The following is a 16,664-nucleotide window of genomic DNA, read 5'->3' as shown; positions in this document are numbered from 1 at the left end:
ATGGATTCTCAACAGCCTCAAGCCGATGAGCAAATGGTGCTGGATGCGCTGCCTGGTGGTTACCAGTCTGTTCTGGATGGACTGCCGGAGGCGCTGAAAATGAGTTTGCACGGCGCTACTCGTGTTGTACTCATCGCCAATAATCCGGCCATTACACCGGCCGATTTCGAGGCGCTGGAGATTGGCATTGATGATGTAGTAGTCAGCTTCAACACCTGTGTTAAATCGGCACTGCTTTGCCCACAGAGCGTCAATGTATTCGTACATGGTTTCAATGCGCCTGACGCTTATTTCTTTGGTCTTCCGTACGGACCTGAAGTCCAGCGACTTTTCAAACAGGCTGGCGCCCGTTGTTTCACGATGTTGGTGGGAAGCACGCAAGCGATGTGCCCTTTGCCGAACGTCGCTCTTTATTGGGAGCGTATTCCGTTACCGGCATTGTGGAACTACCCGGTCGATCGGCCGGGAGGAAAACATTACGTCGGACCCTCCACGGGCTTCAATGCGCTGGTGTTATTCGATTGGCTGCGCAGTCAGGCGGGTTTTAGCTATCAACTCCTGACATTAGGTTTTTCCAACGAAGCGGGAAAGCTTTGGGGGGGGCATGCCTGGAGCTATGAGCGAGATTGGTTGCAGAAGGCAGACGTCATCGTCGTACCGCTGCGACGCCGCAGTTGGTGGCAAGTATTGCTCCGTCGCAAATGAATGATGGTTTGTGACCGGTGCCGGCAAGCAGCGAAAAGTGAGCTTTTTTCAGGGGAGCTGTCGAGTGTTAAATGTTGCGGTGGCTTTTTTTGGTATTCCAAGAAATTCGGAGATTTGCTTTCCCTCCATCCAGGAAAACGTGCTTGCGCAGTTGCCTTCGAACAGCAACGTAAAGTGCTTTTACCATCTCTATAAGATTGATGAAGTCCATAACTCGCGCTCAGGTGAAACGGGTGAGCTGAAGGCAGACAACTACGAAGCTTTCGAGGGTATGACAGGCTTGCTCACCTCAACGGACGGTGTTCTGGAGCGTTGGAACTTTGAGCAAGTCAAATCACTTGGTGATACATGGGCTGATGAGTATGCATCTCTCAGGAATCTGGTCTATCAGCTGAATTCGCTGCATACCGTCACCGCCATGATGGAGTCGTTCAATCCTGATTTCGTAGTGTTCGTGCGGCCGGACAATTTCTATCACTCCTCACTTCCCGCTTATGTGTTCAAGCACCCCAAGGCCAGGCGGCTGAATTGCTACATCCCTGATTGGCAGTGGTGGGGAGGGCTGAACGATCGTTTTGCCATTTGCGGACGTGATACCTACGGCGGCTTATGGGAACAGGATCGAGCAAATCTTCGACTTCTGTAAGGCGACGGGAAGAAAGCTACATTCCGAGCGACTGCTCAAATATGCACTCCAACAAGCGGGAGCCAGGATCTGCACCATGGATACCAAGGCTTCCCGCGTTCGTATCACCGGTGCATTTGCTGAAGAGTCGTTCTCTCCCAAGCGAGGGATGGGCAAGCGCGAGAATCGTTACTTCCATCTGTTTGCGCGGTTTCGCACTTTCATGGACAAACAGCGATCGGATTAGCTTGCAGCCGCATGAGGTGCGCCTTTCGGTCGACTCTTCAGGATGAGAATCTCACCTCATGTGCGCAACAGCTTTGCAATTATTTACGCATTGTTCCCCGTACCAGGTTCACCAGTCGTAGAGCCTTGACACTCAGTTGCTTCAGCCCTTGTCGCTGAGCTTTCGGAGCCAGTCCTTGTTGTGCAATCCAGTCCTTCCAGCGAATACGTTCTTCACGGACCACCCAACCGTCCTGGACAGCGAAGCTCTCCGCCAGATGCAGTCCACGGGTACTGGCCGGTACAAGGTTATCGCGCTTGAGCGTATACAGTTCGGGAAGAGGCACTCCATCCTTAAGTGGCATCAGGTACAGATCGGGACGCTTGCGATCGAGCCGTGCGATCAGTTGATCGCCTTCTAGCCGTTCGTCGACATGAAACAGGCTCAGGGACTTGGCTTCCTTGGGCACGTCCAGGCGCAAGTCGTAGATCAATTGCAGCGATGCAGTCGGCAAATGTACGTAGGCCCGTGGGCGTTCGATCAGTGGCATGTTGGCGCAGCGCACCGGGCGCGCCGAGCCGGATAGCGGCGTCAGGCGAAACGGCAGGGCTTCGCGGTAATGCAGGGCGCTCGAGTAGGGTGCTGGCAGCCAGGTATCGTTGAAGCGCCCGCTGAGCCAGCCTTCCGGGGTTTCCAGCAGGCACTCTTCGGCAATTTCCTGGGTCGCCGTGAGCAGCGGCAGGTTCAGCTCATGGGCCGGCACGTAACCGGAGATCAGCTTGAGTACCACATCGCCGCGGTCCTGCCGACGCTGACGCACCAATACCCAGTAATCGCGATTCTGCCAATGCAGGGTCAGACGCACCGAGACCCCGAGGTTTGCCAGCTCAAGGGCGAAGCGTTCGGCATCCGGCACGCTGACCGGACGCCGCCGTTGCAGGGTCTGGGCGAAATTCAGCGGCATGCCGACACTCTGGTAAGTCAGGCCTTCGGGGGTTGCTTCGACGAATAACGGCAGGGTCTTGAAATTGCTCGGGTTCTTTCTGATCAGCGTACGCGGCATGTCGGCTCCTGCTTAAGGCCGCGTGGGCGGCGTCAATGGCTAGGGTCTGTTGACGTTTGGCGTCGCGGTCGTCACCACACGTCAACAGGCCCTATGAAGGACCTGGGCAACGGTCGCGACGTTGTGGGCGAGGTGCAGCGGATTGATGGTCCCGACAATAGCACTGGCCACGCCCGGATGTTCAAACAACAACTCGAAGCTGGCGCGTACCGGGTCCACGCCCGGGCTCAGGCAGACATGGCCGCTGGCCAGGGCTTTTTTGACCAGGATCGCTTTGCCGTGAGCAGCAGCATAGTCAATGACTGCCTTCTCGTTCTGTTCGTTCAGATTGTAGGTGACCATTGCGCAATCACCTTGTTCCAGAGCCTTCAAGCCGCCGTCGACGGTTTTGCCGGAAAAACCGAAACCGCGAATCTTGCCTTCGCGCTTAAGCTCGGCGAGGGTGGCATAGACCTCGCTGTCATTGAGGATCGCCAGGTCGTTGCCGTCGGAATGCACCAGCACCAGATCGATGACCTCCGTTTCCAGGCGTTGCAGGCTGCGTTCCACCGAAAACCGGGTATGCGCGGCGCTGAAATCATGGCGAGACTGGCCGTCGGCAAACTCTTCGCCGACCTTGCTGACGATCACCCAATCCTGACGCTGACCACGCAGCAATGGGCCGAGACGCTCTTCACTGCGGCCATAGGCCGGTGCGGTGTCGATCAGGTTGATGCCCAGGTCGCGCGCGAGTTTGAGCAGCATGCGGGCTTCGTCGTCGCCGGGGATCTGAAAACCGTTGGGGTATTTCACCCCTTGATCGCGGCCAAGTTTCACTGTGCCCAGGCCCAGGGGCGATACCAGCAGGCCGGTGCTGCCCAGCGGACGATGCAGGTCATGCAGGGTCGGTTGGCTCATGGCAGCAGTTGCTCCCAGGCAGGGGTGCCTATCGGCGGTTTCGGCAGTTCCGGCAGCGGGGCCGGATGGCTCGGCTGAATACCGTCGCGTTGCAGCGTGGCGAAGACGCGGTCGGCGAAGTCCGGTGCCAGGGCCAGTTTGGTCGGCCAGCCCACCAGCAGACGATTCTGTTCGGCGAGGAAGGCGTTGTCCGGGCGGGTCAGGCCCGATTGCAGCGGCTCGGCGCGTTCGACCCGCAAGGTCGCCCACTGTGCGGTGCTCAGGTCGATCCACGGCAGAAGTTGGCCAAGTTCTTTCTGGGCGGCGGCAATTTGCGCGGCTGGCTCGCGGGCCACGCCTTCGGCTTCGGCGATGTCGCCGCCCACGTACCAGACCCACTGGCCATCGGCGGCCGGGTGAGTGGTCACGGTGACGCGCGGCTTCGGCCCGCCGCCCAGGCAGTGGGCGTACAGCGGTTTGAGGCTCGGGCCTTTGACGATGATCATGTGCAGGGGACGGCGCTGCATGGCCGGCTGGCTCAGGCCCAGCGCGGTCAGCAGGTCAGCGGTGCCGGCACCGGCACTGAGAACGATGCGCTGGGCGCGGATTTCGCGTTCGTCGACTTTCAAACCGACCAGTTCGCCATTCTCCAGCAGCGGTTCGATGTGCTGACCGGCCAGCAGACCGTCGCCAGCCAGGTCGGCCAGGCGCTGGATCAGGCTTGGCACGTCGACCACCAGTTCCGTCAGGCGATAGACCTTGCCCTTGAAGCGCTTGTCTTGCAGCGCCGGCGGCAATTGATCACCTTTGACCTGATCGACCCGCCCGCGCACAGCTTTGCTGGCGAAAAAGCTGGTGAGGTTGCCAGCGAGGGTGCCGGGGGACCAGAGGTAATGGGCATCGGACAATACACGCACGCCGGACAGGTCCAGTTCACCGTCGCCGGCCAGCGCTTCACGCCAGCGACGCGGCATGTCAGCAATGGCTTCCGAGGCGCCGGTCAGGGCGCCGTGCAACGCGTATTTGGCACCGCCGTGGATGATGCCCTGGGACTTCAGGCTTTGCCCGCCACCGAGGCTGGCGCTTTCCACCAGCACGGTCGAGAAACCCTGGCGGCGCAGGCGTGCATTCAGCCAGAGGCCGGCGACACCAGCGCCGACAATCAGAACGTCGGTGGAAATAACGGATGGCATGCAGCGACCTCAGTGTTCAAGACGAGGGCGCAGTATACAGACTCATAGATTGGAGGTTTTGCTGGCGATCAAGAGATTCATTGTGGCGAGGGGGCTTGCCCCCGTTCGACTGCGAAGCAGTCGCAAAACCTGCCGCTGCAATATGTCAGAAAAAAGCGGTGACTGGATTTGGGGCCGCTTCGCAGCCCAGTGGGGGCAAGCCCCCTCGCCACAAGAGCATTGGTTGTGTCAGTTAATGCCCCGCAGTTTTCGAGAACAGCTGAATAACCACAACCCCCAGCACAATCAACGCCATCCCCAGCATCGCCGGCACATCCAGTTTCTGCCCGTAGATAAACAGCGCCGCGACGCTGACCATCACGATGCCCATGCCGGCCCACACCGCGTAGGCCACGCCGACCGGAACGCTGCGCACCACCAGGGTCAGCATCCCGAAAGCAATGCCGTAACCGACGATGACCAGCAGCAGCGGCAGTGGCGTGCTGATACCCTTGACCGCTTTCATCGACACGGTGGCGATCACTTCGGCGCAGATGGCGATGGCCAAGTAGTAGTAAGCGGTCATGGGTCAATCCTCGTATGAAGTGTTGCTTCTGAGGTCGGCATTCTAGAGATCCGCCAGATGCGGTAAAGTCATTACCTATCTGTTCTGAAGATGGGTTGAGCCATGAACATGCAATGGAGTCTGGAACAGCTGCACTTGTTTGTCAGTGTCGCGGAACAGCGTTCCTTTTCCGCGGTGGCGCGGGATCAGCGCAAGGCGCAGTCGGCGGTCAGCAGTTCGATTGCGCTGCTGGAAGAAGACCTGGGCGTCAGCCTGTTCGATCGCAGCAGTGGTCGCCAGCCGAAACTCACCGAAGCCGGCACCGCGCTGCTTGAAGAGGCGCGGGAAGTGCTGCGCCAATGTGAACGCCTCAATGGTCGGGCACTGGCGATGATGCGCGGCCAGGAAGCGAGCCTGCGTGTGGCTCAGGACGAGGCAATGCCCTATCAAGCGGTGGTTGAAAGCTTCGAGGCTCTGGCGGAAAAATTTCCCAGCCTCGAAGTGCAGCTGACCAGCGCCGCCCAGGGGGATGTTGCGCGCAAGCTAGTGGAGCGCAGGGCCGATCTGGGCTTGCTGTTTTATCACGAGCAGATTCCCGAAGCCCTCGAGCGGCGGGTGCTGGGCAGCGTGGAAATGGTCACGGTGTGCGGCACGGGGCATCCTTTGGCGAAACAGACGCAGGTCGATTGCCAGCAATTGGCGCAGCATCGACAGCTGCTGATGTCCACGCAGTCCAGCGTTTATCCCGGCAGCGAACCGGCCAGCCCGCAGGTCTGGCGCGCCGACAGTTTCTACGTGATGGCCGAATGGGTGATGCGCGGCCTTGGCTGGGCCTGGTTGCCGCGCCATGTGGTGCAGTACCCGGCGTATCAGAATCTGATGGTCGAACTGGCCAGCGAATGGACGCCGCCGGCATTGATTGTGGAACTGGTCTGGCGTCGTGACGAACCCCTTGGCCCGGCGGCCCGCTGGCTGGCGGAACGTTTTGCCGTGCACTTGCAGGCGATCGGCTAAAAAACCGATAAACTCCGCCGCCATGAATAGAACTCTCTACACCGCGCTGTTTTACCTGGGGCTGCCGTTGGTAGCGATTCGGCTTTGGCTGCGGGCGCGCAAGGCGCCGGCGTACGCTAAACGCATTGGCGAGCGTTTCTCCCTCGCGCTGCCCGCGATGAGGCCGGACGGTATCTGGGTGCATGCGGTATCGGTAGGCGAAAGCATCGCTGCGGCGCCGATGATCCGTGCCTTGTTGCAACGTTATCCGACGTTGCCGATCACCGTTACCTGCATGACTCCGACCGGGTCCGAGCGGATCCAGGCATTGTTCGCCAACGAGCCACGCATCCAGCACTGTTATTTGCCTTACGATTTGCCATGCGCGGCCAAGCGGTTCCTTGATCAGGCCCGGCCGAAACTGGCGGTGATCATGGAAACCGAACTCTGGCCCAACCATATCCACCAATGTGCCAAGCGGGGCATTCCCGTGGCACTGGCCAATGCGCGATTGTCCGAGCGCTCGGCTAAAGGCTATGGCCGCTTCCATAAACTGACCGGACCAATGCTCGCCGAAATGAGTTTGTTCGCGGTGCAGACCGAAGCCGAGGCGCAGCGTTTCCGAGATTTGGGTGCGCGCCCGGAAACCGTCGAAGTGACCGGTTCGATCAAGTTCGACCTGACCATCGACCCGCAACTGCTGCAGCGTGCTGCCGACTTGCGCGGGCAATGGCAGGCGCAGGAGCGCCCGGTGTGGATCGGGGCGAGTACCCATGAAGGTGAAGACGAAGTGGTGCTCGATGCCCATCGTCGGCTACTGGCTAATCATCCCGATGCCTTGCTGATTCTGGTACCGCGTCATCCGGAGCGCTTCAACCCGGTGTTTGAGTTGTGCCGGCAAAAAGGTTTCGCCACGGTGCGGCGTTCGACGGGCGAGCCGGTGACCGCAGACACTTCGGTGCTGCTGGGTGACACCATGGGCGAGTTGCTGTTTCTCTACGCCTTGGCCGACAGTGCTTTCGTCGGTGGCAGCCTGGTGCCCAACGGCGGCCATAACCTGCTGGAGCCGGCGGCCTTGGCCAAACCGGTGCTCAGTGGGCCGCACCTGTTCAACTTCCTCGAAATCGCCGCGCAGTTACGCAGCGCCGGAGCGTTGGCCGAAGTCGATGATGCCGAAAGTCTGGCGCTGGCGGTGCAGCGGCTGTTCGAACTGCCGCGCGATGCACAGCGGATGGCGGAGGCGGGGCTGAAGGTGATGCGCACCAATCAGGGCGCGTTGCAGCGCTTGCTGGATGGGTTGGGGCGGTTGATCGACAAGTCCTGAATTTGTCACTGCTCCTTTGTGGCGAGGGAGCTTGCTCCCGCTCGGCTGCGAAGCAGTCGTGGAATCAGCCGATATGATGTACCTGACAGACCGCATGCTCAGGATTTGGGGCCGCTTCGCAGCCCAGCGGGAGCAAGCTCCCTCGCCACAGGCAAGCCCCCTCGCCACAGGTTTACTTTTTATTGATGAGTGGGATTAGCCCGTAATTGCTCCGCCGCAGCCTTGGCCAGATCCGGCGGCAGGAAGTCCTTGTCCGGGTTGTAGTCGGCTTTGAGATAGCGCGTCAGGTCCTGCAAATCCCCTGGGTTCAGCGTGCCGGCGGCCTGCTTCAGGCGCAAGTTGTCGAGGATGTAGTCGTAGCGGGTGTTGTTGTAGTTACGCACCGAGGTGTACAGCTGACGCTGGGCATCAAGTACGTCGACGATGTTGCGCGTCCCCACCTGATAACCGATTTCGGTCGCTTCCACCGCGCTCTGGTTGGAGATGATCGACTGTCGGCGTGCCTGCACCTGCTCGACGTCGGTATTCACGGCGCGGTGCAGGTTACGGGTGTTTTCCACGACCTGGCGACGCAGCGCTTCGCGTTGTTGTTCGGTCTGATCCAGCCGTGAGTAAGACTCGCGCACCTGGGAGCTGGTCAGCCCGCCGCTGTAGAGCGGAATGCTCAGTTGCAGGCCAACCGTGCGCTGCTCGACATCGCCACCGTAACGCACGCCGTTCGGGTTCGGGTTGGTAAGGCCGAGGGCGTCGTTGTCACCTTTCTTGTATTGCGCGACTGCATCCAGGGTGGGCGCATGCCCGGCCTTGCGCTGCTTGAGGGTTTCTTCGGCGGCGCTCACCGCGTAGTTGCTGGCCAGCAAATTCAGGTTCTGCTTGGCGGCAGTGTCAACCCAGGCCTTGGCATCGTTCGGCGCTGGCGGCAGGATCGGCAAGGTGTGGACGATGCCCTGGATCGAGTTGTACTGACGGTTGGTCAGGGTGATCAGCGCTTCGAACGCGTCATCCACCTGACGCTGAGCGAGAATCCGGTTGGCCCGCGCCGTGTCGTAACTGGCCTGGGATTGCAGCACATCGGTCTTGTCCGACAGGCCGACGTCGAAGCGCTCGTTGGACTGGTCGAGCTGGCGTTTGAACGCTGCTTCTTCGGCCTTGGTCGAGGCCAGGTTGTCCTGGCTGCGCAGCACGTTGAAATAACTTTCGGCGCTTTGCAGGATCAGGTTCTGTTCGGTGGCCGAGAGTTGCAACGCCGCCTGTTCGTTGACGTCCTTGGCGGCCTGGAACTGGAACCAGCGATCGGCGCGGAAAATCGGTTGCGCCAGGGTCGCCTGATACACCGTGCCGCTGCGGGTCGAGGTCACCGATGGTTGATCGATCGAGGTGCGGGTGTTGTTCAGGTCGGCACCGGCTGACAGGTTGGGCAGCAGCCCGGCACGGGCCTGGGGTACGACTTCCTTCTGGGCGCCATATTGGGCGCGGGCGGCGGCGATATCGGCGTTGTTGTCCACCGCTTCCTGATAGACGCTGACCAGGTCGGTCTTGGTCGATAAGGGCGCTTCTGCTGCCCAGGCCATTCCATTGGACGCACAAGACACGGCAAGGGCCAGTGAGAGTTTGCGCAGCATGAGGCCATCCCTAAAAATTACGCTGATAATTTGAGCGCCAAGGCTACGGCGCGGCTCGTGCAGCGTCAAGGCGCGGCACGGCGTAGCGAGTGTAGTAGCACGCGCGTACCGCAACAATCCGGCAATTGCGCCATTCATCATGTGTTTGCAGCGGTGTTGGCGTTCTTTGCCGGTTGTGTCTAGACTGGCCGGGTTCTTGTCGGGGTGCCTTGCTATGAGGCTGAGATCGAATAATTTCGGATCCCGTTGAACCTGATCAGGTTAGCGCCTGCGTAGGGAACAAGATTTCTCGTCACCCGGCGAGTCCTCTTGTGCTTCGTCCGGGATGTTGTTCGACAATCGAACACCCCTCGAGCTCCGAGCACAGCACCTGCTGGAATTTCCAGCGCCCGTGCGTCCATTCGTTTACAGGTTCGCTCCGACAAAAATCCACTGCCTGGATGTGTGTCTGGAGAGCCCGTGATGACTACAAAATCAAAAATCGAAACCAATCTGAGTGACTCGGCCAAGGTCGATCAGCAATCGGTTCAGCCGTTTACCCGCTCGCAAAAAATCTATGTCCAGGGCTCTCGCCCCGACATCCTTGTGCCGATGCGCGAAATCAGCCTGGACGTGACCCCGACCGACTTCGGCGGCGAAATCAACGCGCCGGTGGTGGTGTATGACACCTCGGGCCCGTACACCGATCCCAACGTCATCATCGATGTGCGCAAAGGTCTGGCCGATGTGCGTTCGCCTTGGATCGAATCCCGTGGCGACACTGAGCGTCTGCCGGGTTTGAGCTCGAACTTCGGCAAGGAGCGCCTCGCAGATCCGGAACTGACCAAGCTGCGCTTCGCTCACGTGAACAACCCGCGCCGCGCCAAGGCCGGTGGCAACGTCACCCAGATGCACTACGCCCGCAAAGGTATCATCACGCCCGAGATGGAATACGTTGCCATCCGCGAAAACATGAAGCTGGAAGTGGCCCGCGCCGCTGGTTTGCTGGACCAGCAACACGCCGGTCACAGCTTCGGCGCCAGCGTGCCGAAAATCATCACCCCCGAATTTGTCCGTGAAGAGATCGCCCGGGGTCGCGCGATCATTCCCGCCAACATCAACCACACCGAACTGGAACCGATGATCATCGGCCGTAACTTCCTGGTGAAGATCAACGGCAACATCGGCAACAGCGCACTGGGTTCGTCCATCGAAGAAGAAGTGGCGAAACTGACCTGGGGCATTCGCTGGGGCGCGGACAACATCATGGACTTGTCCACCGGTAAGCACATTCACGAAACCCGCGAGTGGATCATCCGTAACTCGCCGGTACCGATCGGTACTGTGCCGATCTACCAGGCCCTGGAGAAAGTCGGCGGCGCCGCTGAAGACCTGACCTGGGAGCTGTTCCGCGACACGCTGATCGAACAGGCCGAACAGGGCGTCGACTACTTCACCATCCACGCTGGCGTGTTGCTGCGCTACGTGCCGCTGACCGCCAAACGCGTGACCGGTATTGTTTCCCGTGGCGGTTCGATCATGGCCAAGTGGTGCCTGGCGCACCATAAAGAGAACTTCGCTTACACGCATTTCGAAGAGATTTGCGAAATCATGAAGGCCTACGACGTCAGCTTCTCCCTGGGCGATGGCCTGCGTCCGGGCTCGATTGCCGACGCCAACGACGCGGCACAATTCGGTGAGCTGGAAACCCTCGGCGAGCTGACCAAAATCGCCTGGAAGCATGACGTACAAACCATGATCGAAGGCCCGGGCCACGTGCCGATGCAGTTGATCAAAGAGAACATGGACAAGCAGTTGGAGTGCTGCGACGAGGCGCCGTTCTACACCCTCGGCCCGCTGACCACCGACATTGCTCCAGGCTACGACCACATCACTTCCGGTATCGGCGCGGCGATGATCGGCTGGTTCGGTTGCGCCATGCTCTGCTACGTGACGCCGAAGGAACACCTGGGCCTGCCGAACAAGGATGACGTGAAGACCGGGATCATCACCTACAAGATCGCCGCTCACGCCGCCGACCTTGCCAAGGGCCATCCGGGGGCGCAAATTCGCGACAATGCCTTGAGCAAGGCGCGTTTCGAATTCCGTTGGGAAGACCAGTTCAACCTGGGCCTCGATCCGGACACCGCGCGCTCGTACCACGATGAAACCCTGCCGAAGGATTCGGCCAAGGTCGCGCATTTCTGCTCCATGTGCGGACCGAAATTCTGCTCGATGAAGATCACCCAGGAAGTCCGTGAATATGCGGCCAACCAGCGGATCGAAACCGTCGATGCCGAAGTCGCCAAGGGGCTGGCGGAACAGGCTGAGCGGTTCAAGCAGGAAGGCAGTCAGCTGTACAAGAAGGTTTGATCTGATCGGCGCACCCAAGTGCGCCGCTTACCCCTGTGGCGAGGGAGCTTGCACCCGCTCGACTGCGAAGCAGTCGTAAAAAACCGGCAATCGCGATCTGACAGTCAGAATGCGGTGACTGATTTTGGGGCTGCTGCGCAGCCCAGCGGGAGCAAGCGCCCTCGCCATAAAGGGTGGTCAACACAACAACATATGTTCCTCTGAGATAACACCCTTGAGCATCCAACCCAGCACTTACTCCCCGGATACCGCGGTGCCGACCGACAAACGTGTGTTCGGCGGCCGCGATCTGTTTTCTCTGTGGTTCTCCCTTGGCATCGGCCTGATGGTATTGCAGACCGGCGCGCTGCTCGCACCTGGCCTGGGCCTGTCCGGCTCGTTGCTGGCGATTTTTCTTGGCACGCTGGTCGGTGTTCTGTTGCTGGCTGCCGTTGGTGTGATCGGCAGCGACACCGGTCTGTCGTCGATGACGGCACTCAAGCTCAGCCTCGGTAAAAAAGGCGCGAGCCTTCCGGCGGTGCTGAACCTGCTGCAACTGATCGGTTGGGGTTCGTTCGAAATTATCGTGATGCGCGACGCCGCCAGCCTGCTGGGCGCCCGTGCATTCAGCGAAGGCAGCCTGTGGTCGAATCCGCTGCTGTGGACGCTGTTCTTCGGTGCACTGGCAACCCTGCTCGCCGTCAGCGGCCCGCTGACTTTCGTGCGCAAGATTCTGCGTAAGTGGGGCATCTGGCTGCTGCTGGCCGCGTGCGTCTGGCTGACCTGGAACCTGTTCGCCAAGGCTGATCTGGCCGCATTGTGGGCGCAAGCCGGTGATGGTTCGATGCCGTTTGCCGTGGGCTTTGACATTGCGATCGCCATGCCGCTGTCCTGGTTGCCGCTGATTGCCGACTACTCGCGTTTTGGCAAACGGGCGAAAAACGTCTTCGGCGGTACGGCGCTGGGTTTCTTTATCGGCAACTTCTGGCTGATGAGCCTGGGCGTGGCCTACACCCTGGCATTTGCGCCGAGCGGTGAAGTGAACGCCTTGCTGCTGGCGCTGGCCGGTGCAGGTCTGGGAATTCCGTTGCTGCTGATTCTGTTGGACGAGTCGGAAAATGCCTTTGCCGATATTCACTCGGCGGCGGTGTCCAGCGGGATCCTGTTGCGCTTGAAAGTCGAGCACCTGGCGTTGGCCATCGGTGTGATCTGCACGCTGATCGCCTGCCTGGCGCCATTGGCCCAGTACCAGAACTTCCTGTTGTTGATCGGTTCGGTGTTTGCGCCGCTGTTCGGCGTGGTGCTGGTGGATCACTTCATCCTGCGCAAACGCAGTGGCCAGGTGACGTCAGCCGCATTGCGCTGGCCGGCATTGCTCGCCTGGTTGGGCGGGGTCAGTACCTATCATTTGCTGGCCAGTCTCTATCCGGACATCGGCGCAACCCTGCCGTCGCTGGTACTGGCAGGGCTGCTGCAATTGCTGCTCGGTCGAGCCTTCAGCTACGGCCCGGAAACAGCTCAGGCTTGAGAATGCCGTTCAGGCGTGGGTAGGGGATCTTCAGTTCGACGTGGCCCAATGCGTAAGGCGCGAGGGTGCTCACTTCGTACTTGAGGATCACCCCGCCGTACGTCAACGCCACGTTCTGGGTTTTCACGAAGGGCCAGCTCTTGACGAACTCTGGCTCCTGATCGAGTTTGGTGCTGATCAGCCAGCTGTTGTGCGCCACCTGGGCCGCTTTCCAGAACGCTTCTTCCTGCCCCGGGATCACCATGTCCGACAGCGTCAGCACTTTATGCTGCTGACGTGAATAGTTGATGAAACCGCGACCCGGCGTGCCGTGGTCACCGCCGGTGTCCAGGTAGCTGGACAATTCAATGATCACCAAGCCGTCATGCTGTTCACGTACCTTGGCTTGCAGGTAGCTGCTGTAGTGCGGCCCGGCGCTGCTTAAAAACTGCTCTCGATACGCCGCCAGCGTCGGCGCCACAGGGGCGTCGGGCGCGGTGCGGGTCATTTGCAGCAGGCGTTTTTCGATGATGCCATCAAGCGCAGGCTCATCCGGGAAGCGCAGCGTATCGATGTTCACCAGCGGGCAATCAGGATTGGCGCAACCTGGTTTCAGCTGTTCAGAGGCATCGCGGGTGGTTTCCAGCGGCGCCCGGTAATTGGGTTGGAAAAGACTCTGGCACGCACCCAGGGTCAAGGCGATGGCGGCCACGGAGGCGATCTTGAAAAGCGACATGGGCGTCCTTAATGAAACAGGGGAAGGCGAAAAGTTACCCGCTTCGACTCTCAACGAGGCAGTCAGTTCGCCACTAAGCTAATTAGAGTTGGTTTCGCCCTCACCGTCTATCCCGCTGACTGTAAAGGGGCTGCATCAAACATCGCGGGCGCGTTAGGATGGCGCGAAGTCGAGGTTGCAAGTAACAAAAAGGAGCCTCGTAACGGATTTGCAGTAAACGAGGATTGTCATGACTGATTTTGCCAACGCCATTCCGACCGCCGTTGATATCGTTCGGCGTGAAAAGTGCTACGAGGGTTTCTACAAGCTCGACCGCGTGCACCTGCGCCACGAATTGTTCGACGGCGGCATGAGTCGCGAGATCAATCGTGAAGTGTTCTTGCGCCACGATGCAGTGTGTGTGCTGCCTTATGATCCACAGCGCGACGAAGTGGTGCTGATCGAGCAGTTTCGCGTCGGCGCCATGGGCAAGACCGACAATCCGTGGCTGATCGAACTGGTCGCCGGTCTGATCGACAAGGATGAAATACCGGAAGAAGTTGCTCACCGCGAAGCGCAGGAGGAAGCTGGACTTGTGTTCGGGGCGCTCTGGCCGATGACAAAATATTTTCCATCGCCGGGTGGCAGTAACGAGTTTGTGCATTTGTACCTGGGGCGTTGTGACAGTGCCGGGGTTGGCGGCCTGCATGGGCTGGAGGAAGAGGCTGAAGATATTCGCGTCACGGTCTGGGCTTTCGAAGATGCCCTGCAAGCCGTGCGTGACGGACGTATTGCCAACGCGGCGAGCATCATTGCCTTGCAATGGCTGGCTTTGAACCGCGTGGAAGTGAGGGGGTTATGGTCGTAAACAAGCTGCGCGATCGCTATCGTATCGACCTCGTGGGGCTGCAAGCTTCCTGCGAGGCCAACTACGCGCGCCTGATGCGACTGCTACCGGATATGCGTAACGAGCCGCAGGCGCGGCGCATTGCCGTGACCCACGGCGACCAGATGCTGGGCGTGCTGGCCCTCGAAGTGCTTCAGGTCTGTCCGTACACCACGACCCTGCAAGTGCGTCAGGAACACAGCCTGCCGTGGCTGCCGGTTCCTCAACTGGAAGTTCAGGTCTATCACGATGCGTGCATGGCCGAGGTGGTCAGCGCCGAACATGCACGACGCTTTCGCGGCATCTATCCTTACCCGAATGCCGCGATGCATCAGCCGGATGAAAAGGCCCAGCTCAATCTGTTCCTGGGGGAATGGCTGAGTCATTGCCTGGCTTGCGGTCACGAGTACGCCGTTGTGCGCTAAGAGCTCTGTGTTGTTGTGAACTGCGTCCGGTTCACAGGTTTCCTCTTTTGATCATCCCCCAGCATAATTGCGGCACTTACCCATCCCGTGATTCCCTGGGAGAACGCCTTGCCGAGCGTATCCACATTGACCACCGCCGATTCGGCGTTGCTGGTGCAACTCTCCGACAGTCATCTGTTTGCCGAGGCGGACGGGACATTGCTGGGCATGAATACCCGCGACAGCCTGCAACAGGTCATTGAGCTGGTATTGAAGCAGCAGCCGCAGATTGATCTGATGATTGCCAGTGGCGACCTTTCACAGGACGGGACGCTGGAGTCTTACCAGCTGTTTCGCGACCTGACCCGGCAGATCGATGCCCCGGCGCGCTGGATTCCCGGTAATCACGACGAGCCGCGGATCATGGCGGAGGCGGCGGTGCAGAGTGCGCTGCTGGAGCCGGTGGTGGATATCGGCAACTGGCGGGTCACGTTGCTCGATTCGGCAGTGCCGGGGTCGGTGCCGGGGTATTTGCAGGATGAGCAATTGCAGTTACTCGCTCGCTCGTTGAGTGAGGCACCGCAGCGGCATCATCTGGTGTGTTTCCATCATCATCCGGTGTCGATCGGGTGTGCGTGGATGGAGCCCATTGGCTTGCGCAATCCAGAAGCGTTATTTGCGGTGCTGGATCGGTTCCCTCAGGTGCGTGCGGTGTTGTGGGGACATGTGCATCAGGAGATTGATCAGGTGCGCAATGGCGTTCGCCTTATCGCATCGCCCTCGACCTGCATTCAGTTCGAGCCCGGCAGCGACGATTTCAAGGTGAGTGAGCAGGCGCCGGGGTATCGATGGTTGCGGCTGTTGCCCGATGGTCAGCTTGAAACTGGCGTTGAGCGCGTGATCGGGTTCGATTTCCAGATTGATTACGGTTCCAGCGGCTACTGACACTTTTCCTGCGGATGTACCGACACCCCCTGTAAACTCCGCCTTCTTTACCCGACGCAAAGGGAACTCAAATGTCTGGTTCGATCCTTTATATCCATGGATTCAACAGCGCGCCGGCGTCGAAAAAGGCCTGTCAGTTGATTGATGTGATGGAGCGGTTGGGCTTGAGCGACCAATTGCGTGTGCCGGCCTTGCATCACCATCCCCGCGAGGCCATCGCTCAGCTGGAACAGGCTATTGTGGAGCTGGGTCGGCCACTGCTGGTCGGCAGCTCACTCGGCGGCTACTATGCGACTCACTTGGCCGAGCGCCATGGCTTGAAAGCCCTGTTGATCAACCCTGCCGTCAGCCCGCACCGGATGTTCGACGGATTTCTGGGGACGCAGAAAAACCTGTATACCGGTGAGACCTGGGAAATGACCCACGACCACGTGACGGCCCTGGCCGAGCTGGAAGTGCCGGCGCCCCAGGATCCGCAGCGGTTTCAGGTGTGGTTGCAGACTGGTGATGAAACGCTGGATTATCGCCTCGCCCAGCAGTATTACCGGGCCTGTGCCTTGCGCATTCAGGCCGGCGGCGACCATAGTTTCCAGGGTTTTGCCGCGCAACTGCCGGCGATTCTGAGTTTTGCCGGTATTGGCGCAGATTTGTATCAGGCGATTGATTTCACAGCACTGTGAGTCCTCGCCTCTTTTTCACTGGAAC

Annotated in this window: 15 protein-coding genes, 1 pseudogene and 1 riboswitch; of the genes and pseudogenes, 10 read left to right on the top strand and 6 right to left on the bottom strand. The window is 59.7% G+C overall.

Features of this window, described 5'->3' with window-relative positions:
• Both ACZ9BB_RS21535 and ACZ9BB_RS21530 read left to right on the top strand, forming a co-directional pair.
• Window positions 1–705 (top strand): hypothetical protein, encoded by a 705-nt coding sequence (locus tag ACZ9BB_RS21535; protein WP_476216039.1) that lies wholly within the window; start codon window positions 1–3, stop codon window positions 703–705.
• A 64-nt stretch (window positions 706–769) separates the two neighbouring features.
• A pseudogene (locus tag ACZ9BB_RS21530) lies at window positions 770–1,577 on the top strand (hypothetical protein).
• A 79-nt stretch (window positions 1,578–1,656) separates the two neighbouring features.
• Here the strand turns inward: ACZ9BB_RS21530 and ACZ9BB_RS21525 are convergent.
• The 4 genes from ACZ9BB_RS21525 to ACZ9BB_RS21510 all read right to left on the bottom strand — a co-directional run bounded on the left by ACZ9BB_RS21525 (window position 1,657) and on the right by ACZ9BB_RS21510 (window position 5,253).
• Window positions 1,657–2,619: a metal ABC transporter ATPase gene (locus tag ACZ9BB_RS21525; protein ID WP_476216037.1), complete on the bottom strand. Its 963-nt coding sequence runs from the start codon at window positions 2,617–2,619 to the stop codon at window positions 1,657–1,659.
• Window positions 2,620–2,700: 81 nt separating this feature from the next.
• Window positions 2,701–3,516 carry an aldo/keto reductase gene (locus ACZ9BB_RS21520; RefSeq protein WP_476216035.1) on the bottom strand — a complete coding sequence of 272 codons (816 nt, stop codon included), beginning with the start codon at window positions 3,514–3,516 and terminating at the stop codon, window positions 2,701–2,703.
• Window positions 3,513–4,688, bottom strand: a complete 1,176-nt coding sequence (locus tag ACZ9BB_RS21515; protein ID WP_138866688.1) for an NAD(P)/FAD-dependent oxidoreductase — start codon at window positions 4,686–4,688, stop codon at window positions 3,513–3,515. The genes ACZ9BB_RS21520 and ACZ9BB_RS21515 overlap by 4 nt, the downstream gene beginning before the upstream one ends.
• 232 nt (window positions 4,689–4,920) lie before the next feature.
• Window positions 4,921–5,253, bottom strand: a complete 333-nt coding sequence (locus ACZ9BB_RS21510; RefSeq protein WP_007939639.1) for a DMT family transporter — start codon at window positions 5,251–5,253, stop codon at window positions 4,921–4,923.
• A 102-nt stretch (window positions 5,254–5,355) separates the two neighbouring features.
• On the opposite strand from ACZ9BB_RS21510, the gene ACZ9BB_RS21505 reads away from it, so the two are divergent.
• Together ACZ9BB_RS21505 and waaA are read left to right on the top strand one after the other, a co-directional pair.
• Entirely contained in the window at window positions 5,356–6,246 is an 891-nt protein-coding gene (locus ACZ9BB_RS21505) for a LysR family transcriptional regulator (RefSeq protein WP_476216032.1), read from the top strand.
• A 22-nt stretch (window positions 6,247–6,268) separates the two neighbouring features.
• A complete protein-coding gene (gene waaA / locus ACZ9BB_RS21500) occupies window positions 6,269–7,549 on the top strand; it encodes a lipid IV(A) 3-deoxy-D-manno-octulosonic acid transferase (RefSeq protein WP_476216030.1) in 1,281 nt (426 codons plus the stop codon).
• A 179-nt stretch (window positions 7,550–7,728) separates the two neighbouring features.
• On the opposite strand, the gene ACZ9BB_RS21495 is transcribed toward waaA, so the two are convergent.
• A complete protein-coding gene (locus ACZ9BB_RS21495; protein WP_476216029.1) occupies window positions 7,729–9,171 on the bottom strand; it encodes a TolC family outer membrane protein in 1,443 nt (480 codons plus the stop codon).
• A 190-nt stretch (window positions 9,172–9,361) separates the two neighbouring features.
• A riboswitch (TPP riboswitch) is annotated at window positions 9,362–9,467 on the top strand.
• 166 nt (window positions 9,468–9,633) lie between these two features.
• Here ACZ9BB_RS21495 and thiC point away from each other — a divergent pair.
• Together thiC and cytX are read left to right on the top strand one after the other, a co-directional pair.
• The gene (gene thiC, locus ACZ9BB_RS21490; protein WP_476216027.1) at window positions 9,634–11,523 is read left to right on the top strand and encodes a phosphomethylpyrimidine synthase ThiC; all 1,890 of its coding nucleotides are present in this window, start codon (window positions 9,634–9,636) and stop codon (window positions 11,521–11,523) included.
• A gap of 214 nt (window positions 11,524–11,737) precedes the next feature.
• Window positions 11,738–13,030, top strand: coding sequence for a putative hydroxymethylpyrimidine transporter CytX (cytX, locus tag ACZ9BB_RS21485; protein WP_476216025.1), 1,293 nt, complete (start codon window positions 11,738–11,740; stop codon window positions 13,028–13,030).
• Here cytX and ACZ9BB_RS21480 read toward each other — a convergent pair.
• Window positions 12,999–13,745, bottom strand: coding sequence for an RsiV family protein (locus tag ACZ9BB_RS21480; RefSeq protein WP_476216023.1), 747 nt, complete (start codon window positions 13,743–13,745; stop codon window positions 12,999–13,001). The genes cytX and ACZ9BB_RS21480 overlap by 32 nt on opposite strands.
• Window positions 13,746–13,974: 229 nt before the next feature.
• Here ACZ9BB_RS21480 and ACZ9BB_RS21475 point away from each other — a divergent pair, with 229 nt between their 5' ends.
• The 4 genes from ACZ9BB_RS21475 (at window position 13,975) to ACZ9BB_RS21460 (ending at window position 16,639) form a co-directional block, all read left to right on the top strand.
• A complete protein-coding gene (locus ACZ9BB_RS21475) occupies window positions 13,975–14,592 on the top strand; it encodes an NUDIX domain-containing protein (protein WP_007939630.1) in 618 nt (205 codons plus the stop codon).
• On the top strand, window positions 14,583–15,035 hold the full coding sequence (locus tag ACZ9BB_RS21470; protein WP_008004854.1) for a DUF1249 domain-containing protein: 453 nt from the start codon (window positions 14,583–14,585) through the stop codon (window positions 15,033–15,035). The genes ACZ9BB_RS21475 and ACZ9BB_RS21470 overlap by 10 nt, the downstream gene beginning before the upstream one ends.
• A 108-nt stretch (window positions 15,036–15,143) precedes the next feature.
• Window positions 15,144–15,959: a 3',5'-cyclic-AMP phosphodiesterase gene (gene cpdA / locus ACZ9BB_RS21465; protein ID WP_476216020.1), complete on the top strand. Its 816-nt coding sequence runs from the start codon at window positions 15,144–15,146 to the stop codon at window positions 15,957–15,959.
• 71 nt (window positions 15,960–16,030) lie between these two features.
• Entirely contained in the window at window positions 16,031–16,639 is a 609-nt protein-coding gene (locus ACZ9BB_RS21460) for a YqiA/YcfP family alpha/beta fold hydrolase (RefSeq protein ID WP_476216018.1), read from the top strand.
• The last annotated feature ends 25 nt before the right edge of the window (window positions 16,640–16,664 follow it).

The sequence above is a fragment of the Pseudomonas sp. TE3552 genome, from assembly GCF_056278945.1.
This window is presented reverse-complemented; position numbering and strand designations above follow the sequence as displayed.

Excerpts from the sequence above, each read along its gene's own strand:
- ACZ9BB_RS21535 (WP_476216039.1), top strand. The coding sequence starts at position 1 with ATGGATTCTCAACAGCCTCAAGCCGATGAGCAAATGGTGCTGGATGCG.
- ACZ9BB_RS21525 (WP_476216037.1), bottom strand. The coding sequence starts at position 2,619 with ATGCCGCGTACGCTGATCAGAAAGAACCCGAGCAATTTCAAGACCCTG.
- ACZ9BB_RS21520 (WP_476216035.1), bottom strand. The coding sequence starts at position 3,516 with ATGAGCCAACCGACCCTGCATGACCTGCATCGTCCGCTGGGCAGCACC.
- ACZ9BB_RS21515 (WP_138866688.1), bottom strand. The coding sequence starts at position 4,688 with ATGCCATCCGTTATTTCCACCGACGTTCTGATTGTCGGCGCTGGTGTC.
- ACZ9BB_RS21510 (WP_007939639.1), bottom strand. The coding sequence starts at position 5,253 with ATGACCGCTTACTACTACTTGGCCATCGCCATCTGCGCCGAAGTGATC.
- ACZ9BB_RS21505 (WP_476216032.1), top strand. The coding sequence starts at position 5,356 with ATGAACATGCAATGGAGTCTGGAACAGCTGCACTTGTTTGTCAGTGTC.
- waaA (WP_476216030.1), top strand. The coding sequence starts at position 6,269 with ATGAATAGAACTCTCTACACCGCGCTGTTTTACCTGGGGCTGCCGTTG.
- ACZ9BB_RS21495 (WP_476216029.1), bottom strand. The coding sequence starts at position 9,171 with ATGCTGCGCAAACTCTCACTGGCCCTTGCCGTGTCTTGTGCGTCCAAT.
- thiC (WP_476216027.1), top strand. The coding sequence starts at position 9,634 with ATGACTACAAAATCAAAAATCGAAACCAATCTGAGTGACTCGGCCAAG.
- ACZ9BB_RS21480 (WP_476216023.1), bottom strand. The coding sequence starts at position 13,745 with ATGTCGCTTTTCAAGATCGCCTCCGTGGCCGCCATCGCCTTGACCCTG.
- ACZ9BB_RS21475 (WP_007939630.1), top strand. The coding sequence starts at position 13,975 with ATGACTGATTTTGCCAACGCCATTCCGACCGCCGTTGATATCGTTCGG.
- ACZ9BB_RS21470 (WP_008004854.1), top strand. The coding sequence starts at position 14,583 with ATGGTCGTAAACAAGCTGCGCGATCGCTATCGTATCGACCTCGTGGGG.
- ACZ9BB_RS21460 (WP_476216018.1), top strand. The coding sequence starts at position 16,031 with ATGTCTGGTTCGATCCTTTATATCCATGGATTCAACAGCGCGCCGGCG.